This is a genomic window from Microbacterium phyllosphaerae (assembly GCF_050628115.1).
Taxonomy (GTDB): Bacteria; Actinomycetota; Actinomycetes; order Actinomycetales; family Microbacteriaceae; genus Microbacterium; species Microbacterium phyllosphaerae_A.
This window is the reverse complement of the sequence record NZ_CP192502.1, coordinates 1799426-1817467: the sequence shown is the minus strand read 5'-3', so window position 1 is coordinate 1817467 and position 18042 is coordinate 1799426. Positions and strand designations below refer to the sequence as shown.

Annotated in this window: 19 protein-coding genes; 7 read left to right on the top strand and 12 right to left on the bottom strand. The window is 63.5% G+C overall.

The window, feature by feature from the left end; all coding sequences use genetic code 11:
• Positions 1 to 94: 94 nt before the first annotated feature.
• Positions 95 to 1051: an SDR family NAD(P)-dependent oxidoreductase gene (locus ACQ4LY_RS08420; RefSeq protein WP_431075566.1), complete on the bottom strand. Its 957-nt coding sequence runs from the start codon at positions 1049 to 1051 to the stop codon at positions 95 to 97.
• A 29-nt stretch (positions 1052 to 1080) separates the two neighbouring features.
• Positions 1081 to 1947: an SDR family NAD(P)-dependent oxidoreductase gene (locus ACQ4LY_RS08415; protein ID WP_431075565.1), complete on the bottom strand. Its 867-nt coding sequence runs from the start codon at positions 1945 to 1947 to the stop codon at positions 1081 to 1083.
• A 72-nt stretch (positions 1948 to 2019) separates the two neighbouring features.
• Here ACQ4LY_RS08415 and ACQ4LY_RS08410 point away from each other — a divergent pair, with 72 nt between their 5' ends.
• Both ACQ4LY_RS08410 and ACQ4LY_RS08405 read left to right on the top strand, forming a co-directional pair.
• Positions 2020 to 2466, top strand: coding sequence for a MarR family winged helix-turn-helix transcriptional regulator (locus ACQ4LY_RS08410; RefSeq protein WP_431075564.1), 447 nt, complete (start codon positions 2020 to 2022; stop codon positions 2464 to 2466).
• A 90-nt stretch (positions 2467 to 2556) separates the two neighbouring features.
• The gene (locus ACQ4LY_RS08405) at positions 2557 to 2802 is read left to right on the top strand and encodes a hypothetical protein (RefSeq protein ID WP_431075563.1); all 246 of its coding nucleotides are present in this window, start codon (positions 2557 to 2559) and stop codon (positions 2800 to 2802) included.
• 1427 nt (positions 2803 to 4229) lie between these two features.
• Here ACQ4LY_RS08405 and ACQ4LY_RS08400 read toward each other — a convergent pair.
• The 3 genes from ACQ4LY_RS08400 to ACQ4LY_RS08390 are packed head-to-tail and all read right to left on the bottom strand — an operon-like array spanning position 4230 to position 5552.
• On the bottom strand, positions 4230 to 4460 hold the full coding sequence (locus ACQ4LY_RS08400; protein WP_431075562.1) for a helix-turn-helix domain-containing protein: 231 nt from the start codon (positions 4458 to 4460) through the stop codon (positions 4230 to 4232).
• A 43-nt stretch (positions 4461 to 4503) separates the two neighbouring features.
• A complete protein-coding gene (locus ACQ4LY_RS08395) occupies positions 4504 to 5226 on the bottom strand; it encodes an aspartate/glutamate racemase family protein (protein WP_431075561.1) in 723 nt (240 codons plus the stop codon).
• Positions 5223 to 5552, bottom strand: coding sequence for an ArsR/SmtB family transcription factor (locus tag ACQ4LY_RS08390; protein WP_431075560.1), 330 nt, complete (start codon positions 5550 to 5552; stop codon positions 5223 to 5225). The genes ACQ4LY_RS08395 and ACQ4LY_RS08390 overlap by 4 nt, the downstream gene beginning before the upstream one ends.
• A gap of 53 nt (positions 5553 to 5605) precedes the next feature.
• Here ACQ4LY_RS08390 and ACQ4LY_RS08385 point away from each other — a divergent pair, with 53 nt between their 5' ends.
• The 4 genes from ACQ4LY_RS08385 (at position 5606) to ACQ4LY_RS08370 (ending at position 7868) form a co-directional block, all read left to right on the top strand.
• On the top strand, positions 5606 to 6376 hold the full coding sequence (locus ACQ4LY_RS08385; RefSeq protein WP_431075559.1) for an oxidoreductase: 771 nt from the start codon (positions 5606 to 5608) through the stop codon (positions 6374 to 6376).
• Between the two features lie 27 nt (positions 6377 to 6403).
• A complete protein-coding gene (locus ACQ4LY_RS08380) occupies positions 6404 to 6838 on the top strand; it encodes a VOC family protein (protein ID WP_431075558.1) in 435 nt (144 codons plus the stop codon).
• A 122-nt stretch (positions 6839 to 6960) separates the two neighbouring features.
• A complete protein-coding gene (locus ACQ4LY_RS08375; protein WP_431075557.1) occupies positions 6961 to 7326 on the top strand; it encodes a hypothetical protein in 366 nt (121 codons plus the stop codon).
• Positions 7257 to 7868, top strand: coding sequence for a substrate-binding domain-containing protein (locus tag ACQ4LY_RS08370; RefSeq protein ID WP_431075556.1), 612 nt, complete (start codon positions 7257 to 7259; stop codon positions 7866 to 7868). The genes ACQ4LY_RS08375 and ACQ4LY_RS08370 overlap by 70 nt, the downstream gene beginning before the upstream one ends.
• A 580-nt stretch (positions 7869 to 8448) precedes the next feature.
• Here ACQ4LY_RS08370 and ACQ4LY_RS08365 read toward each other — a convergent pair.
• From ACQ4LY_RS08365 to ACQ4LY_RS08340, 6 genes are all read right to left on the bottom strand, one after another.
• Complete coding sequence (locus ACQ4LY_RS08365) at positions 8449 to 8778, bottom strand: NAD-dependent epimerase/dehydratase family protein (protein WP_431075555.1); 330 nt, start codon at positions 8776 to 8778, stop codon at positions 8449 to 8451.
• Positions 8753 to 9604 carry an aldo/keto reductase gene (locus tag ACQ4LY_RS08360; RefSeq protein ID WP_431075554.1) on the bottom strand — a complete coding sequence of 284 codons (852 nt, stop codon included), beginning with the start codon at positions 9602 to 9604 and terminating at the stop codon, positions 8753 to 8755. Before ACQ4LY_RS08360 ends, ACQ4LY_RS08365 begins: the two co-directional genes overlap by 26 nt.
• A 73-nt stretch (positions 9605 to 9677) precedes the next feature.
• Positions 9678 to 10751 carry a glycoside hydrolase family 38 C-terminal domain-containing protein gene (locus ACQ4LY_RS08355; RefSeq protein WP_431075553.1) on the bottom strand — a complete coding sequence of 358 codons (1074 nt, stop codon included), beginning with the start codon at positions 10749 to 10751 and terminating at the stop codon, positions 9678 to 9680.
• Positions 10751 to 13303 (bottom strand): hypothetical protein, encoded by a 2553-nt coding sequence (locus ACQ4LY_RS08350; protein ID WP_431075552.1) that lies wholly within the window; start codon positions 13301 to 13303, stop codon positions 10751 to 10753. Before ACQ4LY_RS08350 ends, ACQ4LY_RS08355 begins: the two co-directional genes overlap by 1 nt.
• A complete protein-coding gene (locus ACQ4LY_RS08345; protein ID WP_431075551.1) occupies positions 13300 to 14334 on the bottom strand; it encodes a mannonate dehydratase in 1035 nt (344 codons plus the stop codon). Before ACQ4LY_RS08345 ends, ACQ4LY_RS08350 begins: the two co-directional genes overlap by 4 nt.
• Positions 14335 to 14387: 53 nt before the next feature.
• A complete protein-coding gene (locus tag ACQ4LY_RS08340) occupies positions 14388 to 15920 on the bottom strand; it encodes an ABC transporter substrate-binding protein (RefSeq protein WP_431075550.1) in 1533 nt (510 codons plus the stop codon).
• Positions 15921 to 16106: 186 nt separating this feature from the next.
• On the opposite strand from ACQ4LY_RS08340, the gene ACQ4LY_RS08335 reads away from it, so the two are divergent.
• Positions 16107 to 16853 carry a FadR/GntR family transcriptional regulator gene (locus tag ACQ4LY_RS08335; protein WP_431075549.1) on the top strand — a complete coding sequence of 249 codons (747 nt, stop codon included), beginning with the start codon at positions 16107 to 16109 and terminating at the stop codon, positions 16851 to 16853.
• An 83-nt stretch (positions 16854 to 16936) separates the two neighbouring features.
• On the opposite strand, the gene ACQ4LY_RS08330 is transcribed toward ACQ4LY_RS08335, so the two are convergent.
• Positions 16937 to 18025 (bottom strand): glycoside hydrolase family 5 protein, encoded by a 1089-nt coding sequence (locus tag ACQ4LY_RS08330; RefSeq protein ID WP_431075548.1) that lies wholly within the window; start codon positions 18023 to 18025, stop codon positions 16937 to 16939.
• Positions 18026 to 18042: the final 17 nt, after the last annotated feature.

The following is an 18042-nucleotide window of genomic DNA, read 5'->3' as shown; positions in this document are numbered from 1 at the left end:
CAATTGAACCTCCCTGAGCATCAGAGAGGTTCTGGAGTGGTGGTGCTACCCAAGAGTCACAGCACCAGCTCACGGATATAGGACCACGACGCAACTAGATAGGTTCATCTTGTGGCCAGGTTGGCCCGGTTTGCGGGATGGTGGCGAGAAGCGCGCGACTCTCGGCGAGGTACCGGTCGCTGAAACGCAGGTCCCTGACCCGCTCGGACCCGCTCATCGTGCGGCCCGTCCCGTCGTAATACACGCCGGTCGCGGGTGATTGGTCGGTGAGGACGCGCACGATCGTGCGCGCAGCGCGGCGCGGGGTATTCAGGCCCGGGATGAATGCGGCGAAGGGCATGAGTGCTTTGGTCATGATCCGCAAGCCGAGGGGCAGGTCCCGGGAAAGGCTGGAGCCGGGGTTGAAGCCGGGCTCAACGGCTCGGAACCGGAGTCGCGGTACCTGCCGTGCCATGCTCAAAACGGTCGCGAGATTGCCCTGCTTTGACGTCGCGTACGCATCTGCGCCGGCCTGGGTCGATCCGCCTGGCTCATACTCGCCGCGCGAGCTGGCCTCTGCGGAGATGTAACGGCTGCCGCGGAAGCCCGAGCGAGTCGCTGCTTTATCGGTGGGGTCCTCGGTGGAGGAGCAGATGAACACTACATTCGCCCGGTCCGGGAGACTTGAGACGAGGGCATCGGTGAAAGCGAGGGGCCCTAGGTGGTTTGTGGCGAAGGTAGAGTCCCATCCGTGCGGCGTGAGGGTCGATGTGGCAGGCATCGCTCCGGCATTGTTCAGCACCCCGCCTATTCGTAGACCCAGCCCGAGGATTTCCGACGCAGCGCGGCGGACGCTCACGATGTCAGACATGTCCGCAACAATCGAGGTCGCGTGACCGCCGTTTTCGGTGATGGTCTTCTCGACGACGGAGAGCTTGTCAGCATTTCTGCCGACAAGAATAACCGTGCCGTGAGCTGCGAGCTCTAGTGCGGTGCGGTAGCCGATGCCGGAAGTGGGTCCGGTGATGACCCACGCGGTCTCGCCTGAAGGGGCGACTGAGTTCTCTGCCACGATGGCTTCTCTCTGTTCGATATCTCGGTTCAGCGCTGGACTCTGTGTGTCGGCGATGAAGGGGTGACGTCTTCCACATGGTCGTAGCCGTTCTTGCGGTTGAGGTTCCCGACGACGCGTGCGATGACCGCTCGCGGAAGCAACCGAGGAACGAGCGCCGTCGCCCGATCAGAGAACCGTCCCGGGAACGACGTCGATCGTCCTCGCACGAAGTCGTCGAGGATACGCGTGGCGATCTGCGCAGGACTCACAGCGCGCGGGTCGATTCTGGCGGTGGTGCTGTCGAAGAACCCCGTCTTGACGGGGCCGGGGTGCGCGACCATCACACGCACCCCGCTCCCCCTCAGCTCCTCTGCGAGAGCCTCAGTAAAGGAGAGCACATACGCCTTCGATGCGCCGTAGCTGGCTTGATACGGCATGGGCTGGAACGCCGCCGCGGAGGCGACGTTGATGATCCCGCCCGCGCCACGCTGCTTCATCCGTCCCCCTAGCTCGTGGGTAAGCCCGAGAATCGCGGTGATGTTCAGATCCACGGAGCCAAGGTCATGAGCAAGGGGACGGTCGAGGAACGGGCCCACAGCGCCAAGACCCGCGTTGTTGAACAGAATGTCCACCGTCAGCCCCCGGGCATCGAGTTCCTCGGTGACCGAGCGAGCTGTTTCACGATTGAAGAGGTCGGCAGCGATGACATCAACACGATCAGCGCCACGGGCCCTCAGCTGTTCGGCGACCTCATCCAACCGTGTGGCCGAACGAGCGACGAGAACGAGGCGGGCACCCCGCGCCGCTAGGGCTCGGGCGAGTTCCTCTCCGATCCCCTTGGAAGCACCGGTGATGAGCGCAGTCGCCCCCGCGTAGTCAAGCCTTCGCATTATTCCTCCAAGCGCCAGCGTCAACCAGCATGATATTTCGAGACTCAAACTATATAGGTGTTTCGAGACTTGAAGCAAGTTGCCTAGACTGAGGAGGTGACCAGAAATCTGCTGGAGATCGCCGTCGTAGCCACGCAGTCGGTGGTGATGCAAGCGAACGATCGCCTTGACACCGCTCTCGCGGAGCACCACCTCACCCACGCGACCGCGCAGGCGCTGTGGGCGATCGATCCAGAGTCCGAGCCGCCGTCGATGAAGTCCATCGCCCAACGACTCTTCTGCAACGCACCGAACCTCACCTTCGTCATGAATCAGCTCGCTGATCGAAGCCTGATCGAACGGGTTGTGGACCCGAACGACCGGCGTTCACGACTCGTATCCCTGACCAAGCAGGGCGGTTACGTCCGCGAGGCAATCATTGACGCCGCGCTCGCTACCAGCCCGCTTGCGCAACTCCCGCCGGAAGCTCTTGAGCAGCTCATCACCATCCTCGGAACTGCCCTCGACTCCGCACCGTCGACTCAAGACCCGAGCGAGGATTAGCCCCAGCCCCTGGCGCCTCTGATGCCACAGGCAAACGATCAATTGCTCGACCCCACCGAAGATCATCGAGCCACAGGACACTGAACGTGGATGCTCGCATCAAGCGCGTCCGCCTTCGCCGATCAGCTCAACGAAACCGCATCCTACGATCACCAGTGCCCCTCAAGCGACGATCTCAGCGAGACCTTCTTAGGATTGGGCATCGCGCTGATCCGCCCGAGCATCTCGTCAAGGAGAAGCAGTTCGCCCGCAGATAGGGGCGTGTCAGCGCTCTGCAGGATCGCGTTCACCTTCACTGCCGACGGGCTGATCCGCTACCTCACCATTCGGGGCTGACGCGCGCGAAAGTACGTTGTGGCGCAGGCCGAGGGGGATCGGCCTGCCCCACAACCCTTTATGGGACGATACGTTCTCACCCCAGGCGAGATCCCATGGAACGAGTGCTCATGACTCGGCTTCCCGGTCCATTTTCGGGCGTCGAACTGTCACGCTTTCTAGCCCGGGCCGATGGGAAGTATAGTGCCCCCTATCGGGTCGTTTATCTGTCCGCAGGCCGGGGCAACGCCCCCGACAGCTATCATCGTCGAAGACACATCACTTAATTCCGCGACTTACAGCCCCAGGGCAGCTCATCCTCGATTGAATGCCGCAGGTGATCGTCGAGGTCGATCTCGTTGCGGGGGTCGGCGTGATTCTCTGGGCGACGTTAGCGCGCGTAGGTGAATGACACCGACGAGAACTCCAGACCAAGGGTGCCGGCGCTCTCCAGGAAACCCGGAATTGGCACCCGTGCTAACGCGGGTTGGGGCTGCAACTCGATCACCGGGTATGGCAGCGCCTGGACGCGGGCCTCGACCGCAGTGCTTGGATCGGTTGCGTCGACGGGAACCACTCCGTTGAAGTCCATACCCTCCAGCGTGAGTGCCCGTCGCGGTTAAGGCGAGTGTGCCCGCCGAATACGCTACGACCCAGGTTTCGGCGCGATTCGGTTTCGGCAGGGGGGTTCGGCGGATTGATCCCCGCGTGTCGCGCGCCTGGGCACCGGGGCGGCAACCTCACCGAGAACGATCGTTTCCGCCACGGGATGACGACACAAGACACAAGGTAGATTATCGGAGAAACCCCAAATCAGTATACAAATCACCGATGCCTGTCGGCTACTAGGGCATGATGGCACGTGCAGTTCGCCCCGGAACCACGGAACACCTCAGAGACACGAAGTTACCGCGATCTGACCGGCCTTCACGCCGACCGATGAGCAGGTCGACGGCGGCGCGTCCGACTTCTTCCTGGGGATTCGGAACGTGCCGAGGTCACGATATGGCGATGCAAGCGGACACCGAGCCGACATCATGTCGTCTTCAATACCGACACAGGCGATCAAGGACTTCAACGCTCAATGCTGAGATCGGATCCAAGAATCGCAAGAAACCCGGCCTCAAGGGAGCTCACGAGGGCGGCTGAGTCCCCGAGGTACCCGTTCACCATTGCCCCGTCGCGCAGGATGATCAGCTGGTTCGCAACCGAGGTCACGTCGCCCGCGCCGGTCTGGTCTGCGATCGCTGCAAAGAAGTCGATCAGCCAGCCACGTGCGCATCGACGGCGAGGCGCACCGGATCGTCGCGATCGGGATACTCTGCGGCGGCATTTACGAACGCGCAGCCGCGAAACCCGGGACTACAGCTGGCCCGCCCGATGCCGGCAGCAATCGTACGTGCCGTCGCGAGTGGTTCTCCGACATGTACGGTGCTCTTCATCCATGCCTACTCGGCAGCCGACTGTTGTGCGAGGTAGGGGACCACGAGGTCGCTCTTTGAGCGACAGTGTCGGTAGAAGGTGACCTTGGTTTTGCCGACCTGCTCGATGATTCGGTCGGCGCTCGTCGCGCGGATGCCATGGTCGTAGAACAGCACGTTGGTCGCGTCGAGGATTCGCTGGCACGTGTGGGCACCGCGCGTTGTATTTGCCTTCGGGGCTATCGTGTCCTCAGGCACTTCAGGCCTCCCTCAGGTCAGGACGGCGTAGACGAACCAGTCACTATATCCCGGATCGGGGTCGCTCAGGCGGGGCGGCGACCCCCGCCGCAGCGAGCGCGGCATCTACGTGCAGAGCTGTCGTCGGGAAAACCGGCACCGGTGAATCCGACGCGGACACTAGCAACTCGATCTCGGTGCACCCGAGAATGACGCCCCCCGCGCCCTGGGCGACGAGCGCGTCGATCACCTCGCAATAGTACGCGCGGGATTCGGGTCGGATGACGCCGTGCACGAGCTCGTCGTAGATCACCGCGTGCACGCCGGCCCGATGCGCGGCATCCGGGACGAGCACCTCGATCCCCTGGCTCTCGAGCCGCTTGCGATAGAACGGCTTCTCCATCGTGAAGGCGGTGCCCAACAGCCCCACCCGAAGGATGCCGGCGCGGAGCACGGCCGCGGCCGTGGTGTCGGCGATGTGGAGGAACGGAACGTCGATCGCGTCTTCGATTCGGTCGGCCACCAGGTGCATCGTGTTGGTGCAGAGCACGATGAGGTCGGCGCCCGCCTGCTCGAGACCATGGGCATGGTCGGCGAGCAGGGTTCCCGCGGCATCCCAGTCGTCCTGCGCCTGTAGCTCTTCGATGTCGGCGAAGTCGAGCGAATCGAGGATGATGCGGGCGGAATGATGGCCGCCCAGACGCTCCCGCACACGCTCGTTCGCGAGCCGGTACCACTGCAGCGACGACTCCCAACTCATGCCGCCGAGCACTCCGATGCTCTTCACTGGCAGGGCCCGTCGTTCACTGAATGCGGCAGCAGAATTCTGAGCTGTTCGACCAGTCCTGGAAATCGTGACTCCAATTCCGTCGTGCGCAACGAGAGCAGACATCGCGTTCCCTGCGGGTCGTTCTGGACGATCCCCGCTTCGCGAAGGATCTTGACGTGATGACTCATCGTCGACTGACTGACCCCAAGATCGAACTCGCTCCCCTGGTGGATTCCGCCATCCAGCAGTCCTCTCACGACCGCCAGACGCACGGGACTGCCCAGGGCGTGCATGACCTCGTGCAACTTGACGTCCTCGAGGGCCGGATGGAAGACCGTTCGCATGCTTCCAGCCTAGTACCTATCTATGATCGACGATCATCGATATAGTTGCGACCATGCACATTCGTGAAAAGGAATATTCCGGAAAGCGCGTTCTTGTCACGGGAGGGTCACGCGGACTCGGCTTGGCCATGGCGAGGCGGTTCGGCGCCGCCGGCGCAGAGGTGATCGTCGGTGCACGATCAGCGCCGCCCGAGTCTCTCGAAGCCACCTTCGTCCACGCGGACCTCGCAACGCCGCACGGCGTCAAAGCTTTCGCCGAGGCCGCGCTCTCTTATGGCCCGATCGACGTGCTGGTGCAAAACGCGGCGGTTCTGAGCGCCGACGCTCCGTCTCTCGAGATCCCCGATGCGGCCTGGTCGGCAGACCTGTCGCTGAACTTCCTAGGCATCGTGCGCCTCGACCGCCACTTGGTCCCCGCCATGATCGAGCGTGGCCGCGGCGTAGTCGTGCACATCTCCTCGATCTCCAGCCACTTCCCCCAAGCCGGACAGGCGTCGTACGCGGCGTCGAAGGCAGCCCTGAATGCATACAGCCGCACCCTCGCAACAGAAGTGAGCCCATCCGGCGTGCGAGTCGTGAACGTACTCCCAGGTTTCATCATGACCGAAGGTGCCCGGGCATCGATAGGACACATGGCCGGAGCGCAGGGCATCTCCCTTGATCAGATGCAGCAGAACATCGTCGACCATCTGAGTATCCCCATGCGCCGCCCAGGAACGCCAGAGGAAGCGGCCGAGCTGGTCGCATTCCTCGCCTCCGACCGCGCGAGCTGGATCACCGGCGCCGAGTACCGCATCGACGGCGGCATCATCCCCGCCGTTTGACACCCGATTCAAGACCGGAGACCGACCATGAACAACCCCGTCCTCAGCCTAAGCAGCATCACCATCGACGCCGCCGACCCACGATCACTCGCAAAGTTCTGGGCCAGCGCCGCCGGCGGCGAACCGATCGGTACCGATGACGACGTGTTCCTGCTGACCGACGCCGTCCACCTCCGATTTCATTTCCAGCGCGCCTCGACACCGGGGCCGAGCTCTCAGAAGCTTCACCTCGACTTCCGTGTCCCCTGGGGGGCGAGGGAGGCTGAGGCGGATCGACTCCTCGAGCTAGGTGCCACGCTGCGCCGGCACGCACTTAACGAAAACCCCGGCATGCGGCTCACTTCACTCGCCGATCCCGAGGGCAACCGCTTCTGCGTCGTAGAGGTCGAGCCTCAGGAGGGCCCGCAGCGACAGGCTTCGCCATTTGCGCTCGACGGCGATAGGAGCTACCTTTTGCCGTAGACGTACCAGTAACTCTATCCATCGATTGGTTCCGAAGAAGATGTTGACAATGTCTGCGGCCGCTTCTCGGCGATCGCCGTGTCGACGGCATCCTGATCGTCTCCTCCGATCGCACGGCATCGATGCCCTCGATCTCGAACGTCCCCGACGACATCCCCGTCGTCACCGTCGACCGCGCGCTGGACAAGCCGATCGCCGACTTCGGCGGGGTCGACAACGAGCTCGGCATCCAACTGCTCTTCGAGCACCTCGTCGAGCAGGGCGTCACCTCGGTCGGCTACGCCGGGACCGACGACGCGACCACGAGCCGCGTCGAGCGCTGGCAGAGCTTCCACCGGCTCGTCCGACGACATGACATCGAGGTGGGCGCGACGTGCCGCGTGTTCAGTGTTGAGAACGGCGGGAACGCGGGCACGACGTGCCTCGCGACGTGCTGGTCACCGGCTTCGACGGAGGCGAGCTCTCGCGCGTCTTCTGGCCGACGCTGACGACCGTGGTCCAGCCGCTCTCGTCGATCGCCGCGGATGCCGTCGCCGTGCTGGTCGACCGGATCCAGGGCGGGAGCGGGGCCTTGCGCCGCAAGCGCCTCGCGCCCGAGCTGCAGCTCGGCGGCTCGGCGGCTCGACCTCTCGGGCTGCCGCCGCCACTCGTCGGTGAGTGTTCAAGGAGAGGAGGCTCTCTGGGAGCCCGAGGAAATGGAGCGTCAGCAAGCAATGGCCGCCGGCGCACGAATCGCGGGGCGCCCGATCGACGTCGCATACGCCGCTCGCTTCCTCGAGGCATACGAAACCACAATCATCCCCAGGGCCGAAATCGAGGTCGCCAGAGGAATCATTGCCACACGATTACGCCCGGAACGAACCACGCAGCCAAACCGGTACGCGGATCGCGAGAGGAGGAGGGCCACAACGCAGTGATCCATCGAAGTTGTGTCACCCTCACGGGGCTTGACGATGAAAGGGAAGCAGTGCCGAGTTCTTCGGTGCGGGGCCTGCGATTGCGCTCTGTCATCAACCATCGGCGCCTGTGAATGCGCTCATGATGAGAACAATCAGAAGGAGAAGCGCGCGCCTGGTGTCCGTCCCGGCGCAAGAAACGCTCCGCCGCGGAGATTATGATGTGCTGTCGGTCCCTGTCGGATCTCGGAGACATGGTTCTCGGCATCGACCGCGGGCAGAAAACCGAGCCCCTCTCCCGCGGATCTGTTGACCAAATTCCGGGTGTTCGCTGAGACACCCCACACGATATGGTGCCCGGTCGCTGAAGCCTCCCGCACGGCTTCGACGGCTCGAGCGCAGTCATCCGGCGAAAGCCACAGTGAGAGCCCGCGCTCATCCGTCGGCGCCTCAGCGAAGTGGGCGATCCTTAGCGACACGACGAGCATGCCGTACCGATCCGCGTACATGCTGCCGAGTGCCTCCGACGCCGCCTTACTCACTCAGTAATAGCCGTCCGGTCGGACGCGCGGCTCACGGTCGTCGGCAACCGAAGTGGACGGGCGCATCCCGACCGCGTGGACCGAGCTGGCGAGGAGCACCCTCCCAACGCCCGCCTAGACGGCGGCCTCGAGCACGTTGCGGGTACCATCAATTGACGCGAAGAAGCTCCTCTCACGGCTCCTCCGTCGGTATCGCACCGAGATGCACGACGAGTCGGCTGCGTGAGAAGACGGCAGTCATCGCCTCGAGATCGCCGAGATCGATGCGATGGAACGTTTCGTTCGTGCCGACCTGCCCAGCCGGCTTTCTCTGATCGACAAGAACCAAAGACCGTCCGGAGCGGGCAAGACGCGGCCGCAGGGCCGTCCCGATCGTTCCGGCAGCCCCGGTGACAACGATGACTTCTCGTTGCTCGTCGTTCGACGGGGCCCTCGCTCGCCCGTTCCCTCGATCCGCGTGCAACCCGCCCCTCGCGTCACTCCCGACGGAACTCCATGGCATCGGGGTGCTGCTCGGTATCGCGCATGGCCCCGAGCGTCGCCAGGTCTGCGTCGCTGATCGTGAAGTCGAGTTCGGCATTCTGCTGGATGTGATCGGGACTCGTCGCCTTCGGAAGAACCACCGCGCCCTTCTGCAGGAGGTATCGGATACACAGTTGCGGGGCCGTCACACCGTAGGACGCAGCGATGTCCGCGATCTCGGGGTGGTTCACGATCAGACCGTGCGCGAACGGCGAGTAGGCCTCGACGATCAGACCGTTCGCGACGGAGTAATCTACGGTCTCCGAGGGGTCGAGCCCGATGAACCACCGGATCTGATTCACCATCGGCTTGACGTCACAGGACGGGAGAAGGCTCTCGAGATCGGCCCGGCTGAAGTTGCTGACGCCGATCGCCTTGACTCGACCACTCGCGAGGAACTGCTCCATCGCCTTCCACACCTCACGGTTCTCCGATCGGTAATCCGCGCCCTCCTCGGCCCACGGCCATGGGGCGTGGATGAGGAAGAGATCGAGATAGTCGAGGCCGATCTCGGTCATCGTGACTTCGAAGTCCTCGAGCGCTTTCTTGAGCGATTTCGCTTCAGCCGGCAACTTCGACGTGACGAAGATGTCTTCTCGCGGAATCCCCGAGTCGCGAATCGCGCGTCCGACTGACGCTTCGTTGTAATATCCGCGGGCGGTGTCGATGTGGCGGTAGCCGAGGCGCAGCGCGTTCGAGACTGCCGTATAGCATTCGTCGCCCTCTTTGAGCAGCCAGGTGCCGAAGCCGAGCGTAGGCAGCTCCACTCCGTTGTGCAGGTCGACGGTCTGGGTGAGCGCGTTCATGATGAGATTCCTTCGGGTTCGGATGGGTGGACGGAAGTCATGAGGGCGGTTGCGGCGTTCGCCTTTGCGTGCGTCATGCGAGGACCTCCACTTTCCTCATCTCGACGGTGACGATCTCCCACGGCGCGAAGTCGAGCTCGAGGGCCCCGTCAGCGAAAACGACTGGATGCACCGGCTGGTTGTCGAGTTGCACCTTGAGGAATTCGCCCGACTGGATCCACGGCATCTCGACGCGCACGCTCGAGGCGTCGCCGTCGCTCTCATAGAAGCGTACGAAGATGCTGTCCCCCTCGGCGTACATCGAAGAGAGCACGACGTTCTCGTGATCGATGCTCACGAAAGATCCTTCCTGAGGAAGCCGCCCGGACAGTTCCTTCGTCCACACCGCGTCGAAGGGCGTACTCGCGTTCTGCGCTGCCCGGAACACGTGCGCGGCCACGGGGTCCCCTCGGTGACTGTGTACCGAGTACCGGTAACTCTGCTTGCCCACCACGAGTGGCCGCCCCTGAGCGAGATGCAGCGCCAGAATTCTGCCGTCGTAGTGGTACCCCGGCGTATTCCGATGCAGCAGACCGATGCCGTAGTCCCCTTGGTGTACGTCTGCGAAGTCGAGCGAGAACTGGTCCTTCTTCTCGGTCTCGTACACTCCGAACGGCTGATTGATGAACAGTTTCCCTGAGAAGGCCAGGGGGAAGAGGGTGGAGAGGCCGGTGCCGTCCTTGAGGACCACCTTGGCACCCGTCATGTCGGGGAAGTGGGGGATATCGAGGCTCAGACGATGTTCGCCGTACTCCACTCCGCGGCCGTAGTCGATGTCCAGGGCGAAATCGACGCGCCGAACGTCGGCGGACAGGCTGATGGCACACTCGTACGGTGCATCGCCCACTCGGGAGCGCACCCTGGTCGTGATTCGGAGCGGACCGTTCTCCACGAGCTGCACCTCGGCGCGGGCATCCGTCGAACTGACGCGCGGATCCCCGGGGTAGTACAGTTCGTTTCCGTAGTGCTCCGAGGTATCCAGGAGCTCGACCTGCAGCTCCTTATCGAAGATCCGACGGACTCCGCCGTGGTGAGCATCGAGCTCCACAATGTAGAAGTCATTCTCCAGGTGGTGATCACTCGCCTCGAGGATCGGAGGTTTTCGCATCAGATTCGCTCCTCTACAGGCTTCAGAAAGTAGGTCTTGTATCCCATCGACGGGATATCGGCCATCAGCAGGAAGTTCACTGTCTTGATGCTTCCGTCGGGGTGCGTCTGCTGAGAGAGCACTTGATGGGTCACCTCGATCTCACCGTCGAGCACGATAAACGAGCGGATCCGGCCTGCAGGGAACTCACGCTCCAGTGTGATGATGTCGCGTTTGCGCCAGCCGAGCTGGTTGTAGACAACGACGGGGACGAGACCGTCATCTTTCGGCGGGCCGATCCTGCACGCAAGCGAGCTCAGCGCGTCGCCGAGGACCCGATCCGCCGAGGATCGGCTGGACTCGATCGCTTCCACGACCTTCTGATAGCGGCTCACCGGAACCATGGGCCCCGCATAGTTCTCGGTGAGCATCTCCTGAAGGTTCTCCATACCCATCGTGTTGAACTTCTCCCGCTCCGGCAGAAGCCCGAGGTGGAAACCCCAATAGTGTTTGGCCGCCCTCTCACCCCCCGGTTCGAGGGGGAAGGGCGGAGTCTGCTCGTCGTAGTTCGGGGCACCGAGCGCCATCCGATCCTGGGTCGCGAGCAGTTGCTTCCATGCGCCCTCGAGACTCTGCTGATCCCCACGTGAGCGCTCTTTCGCTCGATCAGACAGAAGGGATGCCACGGCACCGAACTTCTCGGCGGAGAGTATCCTCGCCTCGACATCCCGGTTCCAGCCGTAGGCCTCGTTCAGGCAGCCGAAACTCGACCACACCTCCATCAGGCGCGCGTAGAGGTCATCCACGCCGAAGTAGATGGACTGCTCGGCGGGCGTCGTGTGCTCGAAGTATTCGCTCGCAGTCACCCATGTGCCCGCGACCGGCGCGACGGCGTTCAGAAAGGTGTGCTCCTTCTCCCCCGGGAAATCGAGGGTCGAGTCGAATGAGTCGCCGAGGAGCAGCGAGGGATACCCGAGCGCGTCGGCCTTCCCGAGCAGTTCGGCGTCCAACCAGAACTGCGGCAGATGCGGACTCGGGATGCCCTCATACGTCGGCACTGCTTCGATCTCCGTGCCATCGAGTCCCCGCCAGCGGATCCGATGTGCGAGAACGGGCGACAGTTCACCCAGGTGTCCCAGGCATCTCAGGATGGCGTATTCGAAACCGAAGCCTTTGAGAATCTGCGGCAACTGAGGATGGAAGTTGAAATGATCGCGCGGTTCGAGAAAGACTTCGACATCCGCATCGAGGATGCTCCGAAGTGCCCGGTGACCCAGCGCGAACTGCCGGACGTTCGACTCGGCCGACAGCAGCGGAAGGTACGCCTGCGTGTAGAGCCCGCTCACTGCCTCGAGTCGACCCTCGTCGGTGGCCCGAGCGAACTGCCGGACCTCTTCGGGATAGTACTTCGCCATGATCTCCCACGTCATCGATGCGATGGCATGCACGCGCTTCGCACCCGACCGGGTGATCCAGTCCAGCTGCATCGTCATCCATTCGAGGAGCAGATCCATCCACTGCGTCTGAGCGAATCCGAGCAGCCCTCCTCCGTAGTCATGGTCGAAGAGGGCGTTGGCCTGCCACCCGCGTATGAGAAAGCGATCGACCTGAGTCATGGCGGCCATGCACTCGGAGAGTATGCGGATCGCCGCGTCGTAGTGCTCGCGCCCCTCATCGAGGCGCCCCCCGGTCAGCGAACGAACAGAGCGTTCGATGAGCGAATCCGCGTCGTGCAGTCGAGTCAATGCCTCCTCGGGCGACAGCCGCTCCGGGAAGACGTCGCGCACGGACATGACGTGGGCCTTGCCTGCGGCATACGCCGAGAACATGTCGCTCCAGCGCTGCTGCGGCTTCTGGATCGGCTGAACGACGAAGCCGTAACCGAGAAGTTCGCGGATGCCGTTGAGCATCAGGTAGCCGATGGCGCGCCGGTATCTGTAATAGTCGAGGGTCTCCTTCTCGTGCGCCTGCAGATCGGCGAAGACATCAGTCGCGGCGAGCATGATCCGCGATGACGAGGAGACGACGAGGTCAGGGTCTCCTCCACCGCCGATGCGAGTGAGGACGGCAGCACCGTCGGCCGAGTATCTCGGGTGACGAGCGTGCTTCGCATGGGGGTAGGCGCTCGTTCCCTCGGGGACTCCCAGCACGCGCGCACCGGGATGCTCGGCGGTCAGCGAGAAGGAATGATACGGCAACTCCGCCACCCATCCCTCATCTCGGATGTCGGCCCGGTCGGCGATCGCTCGAGGGAGCTCGCCCGTGGCGGTCGAGGGTTGAACCAGGAAGAGAGCACCGCCCGTGTCGAGGTAAGACAGAAGATCACCGACGAACTCGTCCCGGATCGTATGCGGGAACGGCACGATGACCAGATCGAACGAGCGGACGACGGCTGCCGAGAGGTCGGGCTCGAATCGCCCTCCGTCCGCAGAGGCGACCCGCGTCTCGGTCAGGATCATCCGCTCGGCGAGCAGGAGAGGGTCGTGGAGCAACCAGGGAAGGTAGCCCCATGTCGGATTTGGCTCGTCGAAGTATATGAGAATCCTCTTCGGCTCGGTGGTGGCCGCGTTCATCGGAGCCCTCCCGCCGCATCGACGCCGTACGCCGCCTGTGCCAGTCCCCGCGTGTATCCCAGGGCGAAGAGTCGGCCGAGACTCTCGTAGCCGGGGCGCGCATTGCTCTCGCCTGCCATCGTCGGAACGTGATCCGGACGCAGCGGACCATCGAAGCCAATCTCCGCGTAGGCTCTCATGCACGCCAGCATGTCGATATCGCCGTCATCGTGGAAGGTCTCGACGAAATCGTCCGCCGTGCCGCGCACGTTTCTGAAGTGCACGAACGGAATGCGCGAGCCGAACTCGTGGATCAGCGCGGGCACGTCTCTCTCCATGAGCGCGAAGTTCGCCTGGCAGAAGGTGATGCCGTTGTGGCCCGACGGGTCGAGGCCGAGCAGCCGACGGAAGGCGTCGGCCGATCCCATGATGCGAGAGACCCCGCGCAGGCGTGGCAGAGGCGGGTCATCGGGGTGCATTCCCAACCGCACTCCGGACCGCTCAGCGACCGGTATGACGGCGTGCAGGAAATATTCGAGCGCACTCCACATCTGCTCGGGCTCGACCGCAGATCCCTCGACATCCGGGAGAGCGTCAGCATCCCGCGCACGGAAGGCGGTCACCCGCGCTCCTCCCCGACCAGGCCTGTCGATCGAGGTCCGAGACCAGCTGGAGATGGCCATCCAGTTGTAGCAGAGGACGCCGATTCCGAGATTGCCCATGGCGTGGATCTGCTCGATCACGGATTCGATGTCCTCGTCGCGGCCGGGAAGCCCCAGTCGAATGCGGTCCATCGGCACAGTGTCCTCGATTGCCGCGACGCTGAATCCCGCATCGGCGAAGACCGCCTGATCTTCAGCGATCGATGCTTCACTCCACGGCACATGGTCCTGTGCGTGCCGCCCCTGATGACCGTGGTGCAGCGAGGCGAACATCCGCTGCTCCTGCTCCCCTCCACGCAACACCGCGACGACATCCATCACTCCGGCTTGGCGGATGAGGTCCCACAGTGGCTCGGGCCGCGGGGACAGGAACTCGGAAAGCCGGATCATGCCGACACCTTTCTGACGTACTGCAGGGAGCGATCGAAGAGTTCCGCGCGTGCCTAGTCTGCCGGTCGGTAGTTGTAGATCGGGGGCAGCTTCGCCTGCGGCTGGGGCGTCACCTCGACGTCCGCACCCGCGAAGGTAAGGGTGTTGCCGGCATACCACGGCGCGAACCATGCCTGCTCGACGATGTAGTCCGACAGCTCCCGATACAGCGCCTCCTGCTCGTCCCCTTGCGCGACGGCGATCTCCGCCATGAGAGCGGACACCTTCGGGTCGTCGACACGGAACGGGTTGAGAGGGCCTGCGGCGCTCAGCAACTGAGTGGCATCGATCCAATTCTGCGAAGCACCCCAGAGGAAGATGTACGCGCTGTACTCACCGCTCACAAACGGCGTGACCCCTGCGGAGGCCGTGACGGGGTCGTATTCGACGGTGATGCCGACGTCCGCGAGCTGCTGCTGCACGATCGGGTACGCCTCAGGAAGAAGCGAGTCCAGCGACGGCATCCGTAGAACGAATCCGTCCTCGAAGCCGGCCTCCTCCAGGAGATCTCGCGCCTTGTCCGGATCGAACGGGTAGGCGTCGTTCAGCCCGTCGTCGTATGCGGGGGTGCCTGCGGCGAAGATCTGCGTGGTCGGGGTGCCCTCCCCGAAGCCGACGGTCTCCAGGAGCGCATCCCCATCGATCGCATAATTGATGGCCTGACGCACACGGACATCGGCGAGTGCCGGTGTGCTGGCACCGAGGCGATCGCTCAGAAAGACGCCGTACCAGTCGCCGGGTGCTGAGACCACGTTGAGCCCGGATGCCTTGGCCTCCGACAACTGGGAGGCGATGCCATAGGTGACATCGATCTGCCCCGTCTTCACCGCATTGAGGCGCGCGGTGGAGTCTGTCACGACACGAAGGTCTATCTCGCTGTACGGGAAGCTCTCGGAGTCGTAGTAGTCGTCGTTTCGGACGAAGACGTAGACGTCGCCGCGGCGGCTCGCCTCCTCGTCCAGCACGTACGGCCCCGCACCGGAGGGAACACTCGCGAGCTCATCGGCCGCAGCGGCCGGGTTCGTGATCATCCCGGCAACCTGCGTGAGGACGTATTCGAGTGACGGCGTGGGCATCGACAGCGTCAGTCTCAACTTCTCATCGTCGACTGGTTCGATGGACTCGACCGTGGCGAGGCCGCTGGCCCCTGGCCCGTTCGCCTCCTTGAATCGCTGCAGGGAGGCGGCCGCGACCTCCGCGGTGAGTGGCGTGCCATCCGAGAACGTCACGTCGGAGCGCAGCGTGAGCTCGAATTCCTTCTTGTCCTCGTCCAGGTAACCCCACTCCACGGCAAGCATGGGCACGAGCTGATTGTTCTCATCCAGACGGATAAGGGTGTCGTAGGCGGGGAGCAGATACTGATGGGCGTTCGCGTAGTAGACCTGAGCCGGGTCGAAGCTCGCGACGTCGGATGTCGTTCCGATCGTCAGGACCTTGTCGTCGAGGCTGTCGTCGGCGTCATCGGTCGCACCTCCCGCGCAGCCGACGAGTGCGACGACGATCGCCACGGATGTGATGACTCCGCCGATGAATCTTCCTCGGGACACGGCTTCCTCCTTGAATGCCAGTGAATGGTGACGTCCTGCTGCTCACCAACTTATCATAGTAGTTGTTATCTGAGAAGATCTCTCCTGTCGCAAGCCGTGTGGCAGGCCTCACGACATATGAGGTGAGTTGCTAACCTGTGAAGCAGACGAGCGCGATCAACACGTTGCGCCAGGAGCTGGACGACAATGCCGCAATCACTGAAACGCACTTCACTCACCGACCAAGCCACAGAGGCGATCATCGAGCTCATCGCCGAACGCAACCTGAGGGCGGGCGACCGACTCCCCGCCAGCGGCGAGCTCGCGACCATGCTGGATGTCAGCGTTCCCGTCGTCCGCGAAGCAGTAGCCGGCCTGGCGGCGATCGGACTCCTCGAGCGACAGCAGGGGCGAGAGACCACCATCGCTACCCCGGACTCCTCCCATCTGAGCCGACTATTCAGCCTCCGCGTACTTGGAGCAGAGATCGACGACGAAGAGCTGCAGCAGTTCCGCGAGATCGTCGAAGTCGGCAATGCCCGCCTCGCCGCACGGAATCGCACGACCGAGACGCTTGCCTCGTTGGAGCAGGCGATGGGAGACCTCGCCGGCGCCACGACCGCGGACGAGCTCCACGGAGCAGATGTCGCGTTCCATGCCGCAGTGGCGAGGGCCGCGGACAACGACCTCTGCGAGCTTACGCTAGGCGCTCTCGAACCACTTCTCGCTCGGCTCCGCCGGCGGGTCTGGGGAGGATGGGTCACACAGGGCGGCGGCTTCACCGCCATTCTCGATGCTCATCGCGCTGTCCTCGACGCTGTCCGCGAAGGCGACGAGCCTTCCGCGGCCGAGGCGATGTCCGCCCACCTCGCCCAGGCGCGTGTCGGTTTGGAAGAGTCGATCCGACGCGGCGACCAGCCGGTCGACCCCCGCGCGGGGTTTCCGGCTCACTGAGCAGGCGACCCATGGGGCGTGATGCTCGGCCGTCACTCCTCGCAGGTGTCGACCGAGCGCCATGCCGCCGCTGAGCTACCGAGTCAGTCGCTCCCTCGGAGCACGTCGGCCAGTGCACGGTCGAGCTGATGCCCGTGGAAATCCTCCGATGTGGCATCAGTTCGGCCCGTGTCCATGACACCGAACGGACCTCGGAAGTTCCACATCGCGTAGCCGAGGCCGTACTCGTCCAGGAGCGAGACGACGTCCTTCGCGTACGCGATGTACACGTCGTGAGCGACCTTCGAGTACGCCCCCATCTCTCCGACATGCACGCGGTATCCGGCGGTGGCGAGGTCGAGGTACGGAGCGAGGAGCTCGCGAAGAGCTTCCTTGTCCCAGCGCTTCGCGTCGTCTCCGGTGAGTGTTCGCTCGACCCCTTCGCGGACAGACGGCTGGTACGGCCAGGACGGGGGTTCGAGGTCCTCCGACACCATCCCTTCGGCCCACGGGCATTCGTAGTGGGTCAGCGTCATCGGGTGGTAGAGGTGCACCGAGTTGACGACGTTGTGCCGGGTCGCGATGCTCTTCGGAGCGGGGCGCAGCGTGATGGACGAGCCGTCGAGGACAAAGCTGCCTTCGACCTGGATGAGTCGATGGGGGCTCACCGCCTCGATCGCCTCGATGACAGGGAGGAACGTGCGCTCGAAGGTCGCATCATCGATGTTGAACGGCTCGTTGACCAAGTTGAAACTGAGCGCCTCCGACGGCACGTGCGCATACCGCTCGGCCAGTGTCCGCCACCATGTCACGAAGTCCCGCAGATCTTCGTCTTCCGTGAAGAGGCTCCCTCTCTCGGGAAAGTCGAACTGCGAGCCGGCGGTGACGCAGTACCCGGGTGCACGATGGAAGCCTGGCATGACGTGGATGTCGTACTTCTGGCCGAATTCGATCACGCGGTCGAGCAGAGTGAGCCGCTCCGGATCGGGAATCCGACCGAAGGGGCCCTTGCCGAAGAACAGGTAGGACATCGGAATCCGAACGAAGTTGAATCCGAGTTCCTTGATCATGACGAAGTCCTCCTCGGCGATGACGCCATCGTCCATCGGGAAGAACTCCTTCCATCGAACGCTCGTTGAGAACAGATCGACGATGTTGAAGCCGCGCCAGCGCGGGATCGTTGCGGTGCTCATGGGATGCCTTTCTCTGG

Excerpts from the sequence above, each read along its gene's own strand:
- ACQ4LY_RS08405 (WP_431075563.1), top strand. The coding sequence starts at position 2,557 with ATGCTCGCATCAAGCGCGTCCGCCTTCGCCGATCAGCTCAACGAAACC.
- ACQ4LY_RS08390 (WP_431075560.1), bottom strand. The coding sequence starts at position 5,552 with ATGCGAACGGTCTTCCATCCGGCCCTCGAGGACGTCAAGTTGCACGAG.
- ACQ4LY_RS08385 (WP_431075559.1), top strand. The coding sequence starts at position 5,606 with ATGCACATTCGTGAAAAGGAATATTCCGGAAAGCGCGTTCTTGTCACG.
- ACQ4LY_RS08380 (WP_431075558.1), top strand. The coding sequence starts at position 6,404 with ATGAACAACCCCGTCCTCAGCCTAAGCAGCATCACCATCGACGCCGCC.
- ACQ4LY_RS08375 (WP_431075557.1), top strand. The coding sequence starts at position 6,961 with ATGCCCTCGATCTCGAACGTCCCCGACGACATCCCCGTCGTCACCGTC.
- ACQ4LY_RS08365 (WP_431075555.1), bottom strand. The coding sequence starts at position 8,778 with ATGCCATGGAGTTCCGTCGGGAGTGACGCGAGGGGCGGGTTGCACGCG.
- ACQ4LY_RS08360 (WP_431075554.1), bottom strand. The coding sequence starts at position 9,604 with ATGAACGCGCTCACCCAGACCGTCGACCTGCACAACGGAGTGGAGCTG.
- ACQ4LY_RS08355 (WP_431075553.1), bottom strand. The coding sequence starts at position 10,751 with ATGCGAAAACCTCCGATCCTCGAGGCGAGTGATCACCACCTGGAGAAT.
- ACQ4LY_RS08350 (WP_431075552.1), bottom strand. The coding sequence starts at position 13,303 with ATGAACGCGGCCACCACCGAGCCGAAGAGGATTCTCATATACTTCGAC.
- ACQ4LY_RS08345 (WP_431075551.1), bottom strand. The coding sequence starts at position 14,334 with ATGATCCGGCTTTCCGAGTTCCTGTCCCCGCGGCCCGAGCCACTGTGG.
- ACQ4LY_RS08335 (WP_431075549.1), top strand. The coding sequence starts at position 16,107 with ATGCCGCAATCACTGAAACGCACTTCACTCACCGACCAAGCCACAGAG.
- ACQ4LY_RS08330 (WP_431075548.1), bottom strand. The coding sequence starts at position 18,025 with ATGAGCACCGCAACGATCCCGCGCTGGCGCGGCTTCAACATCGTCGAT.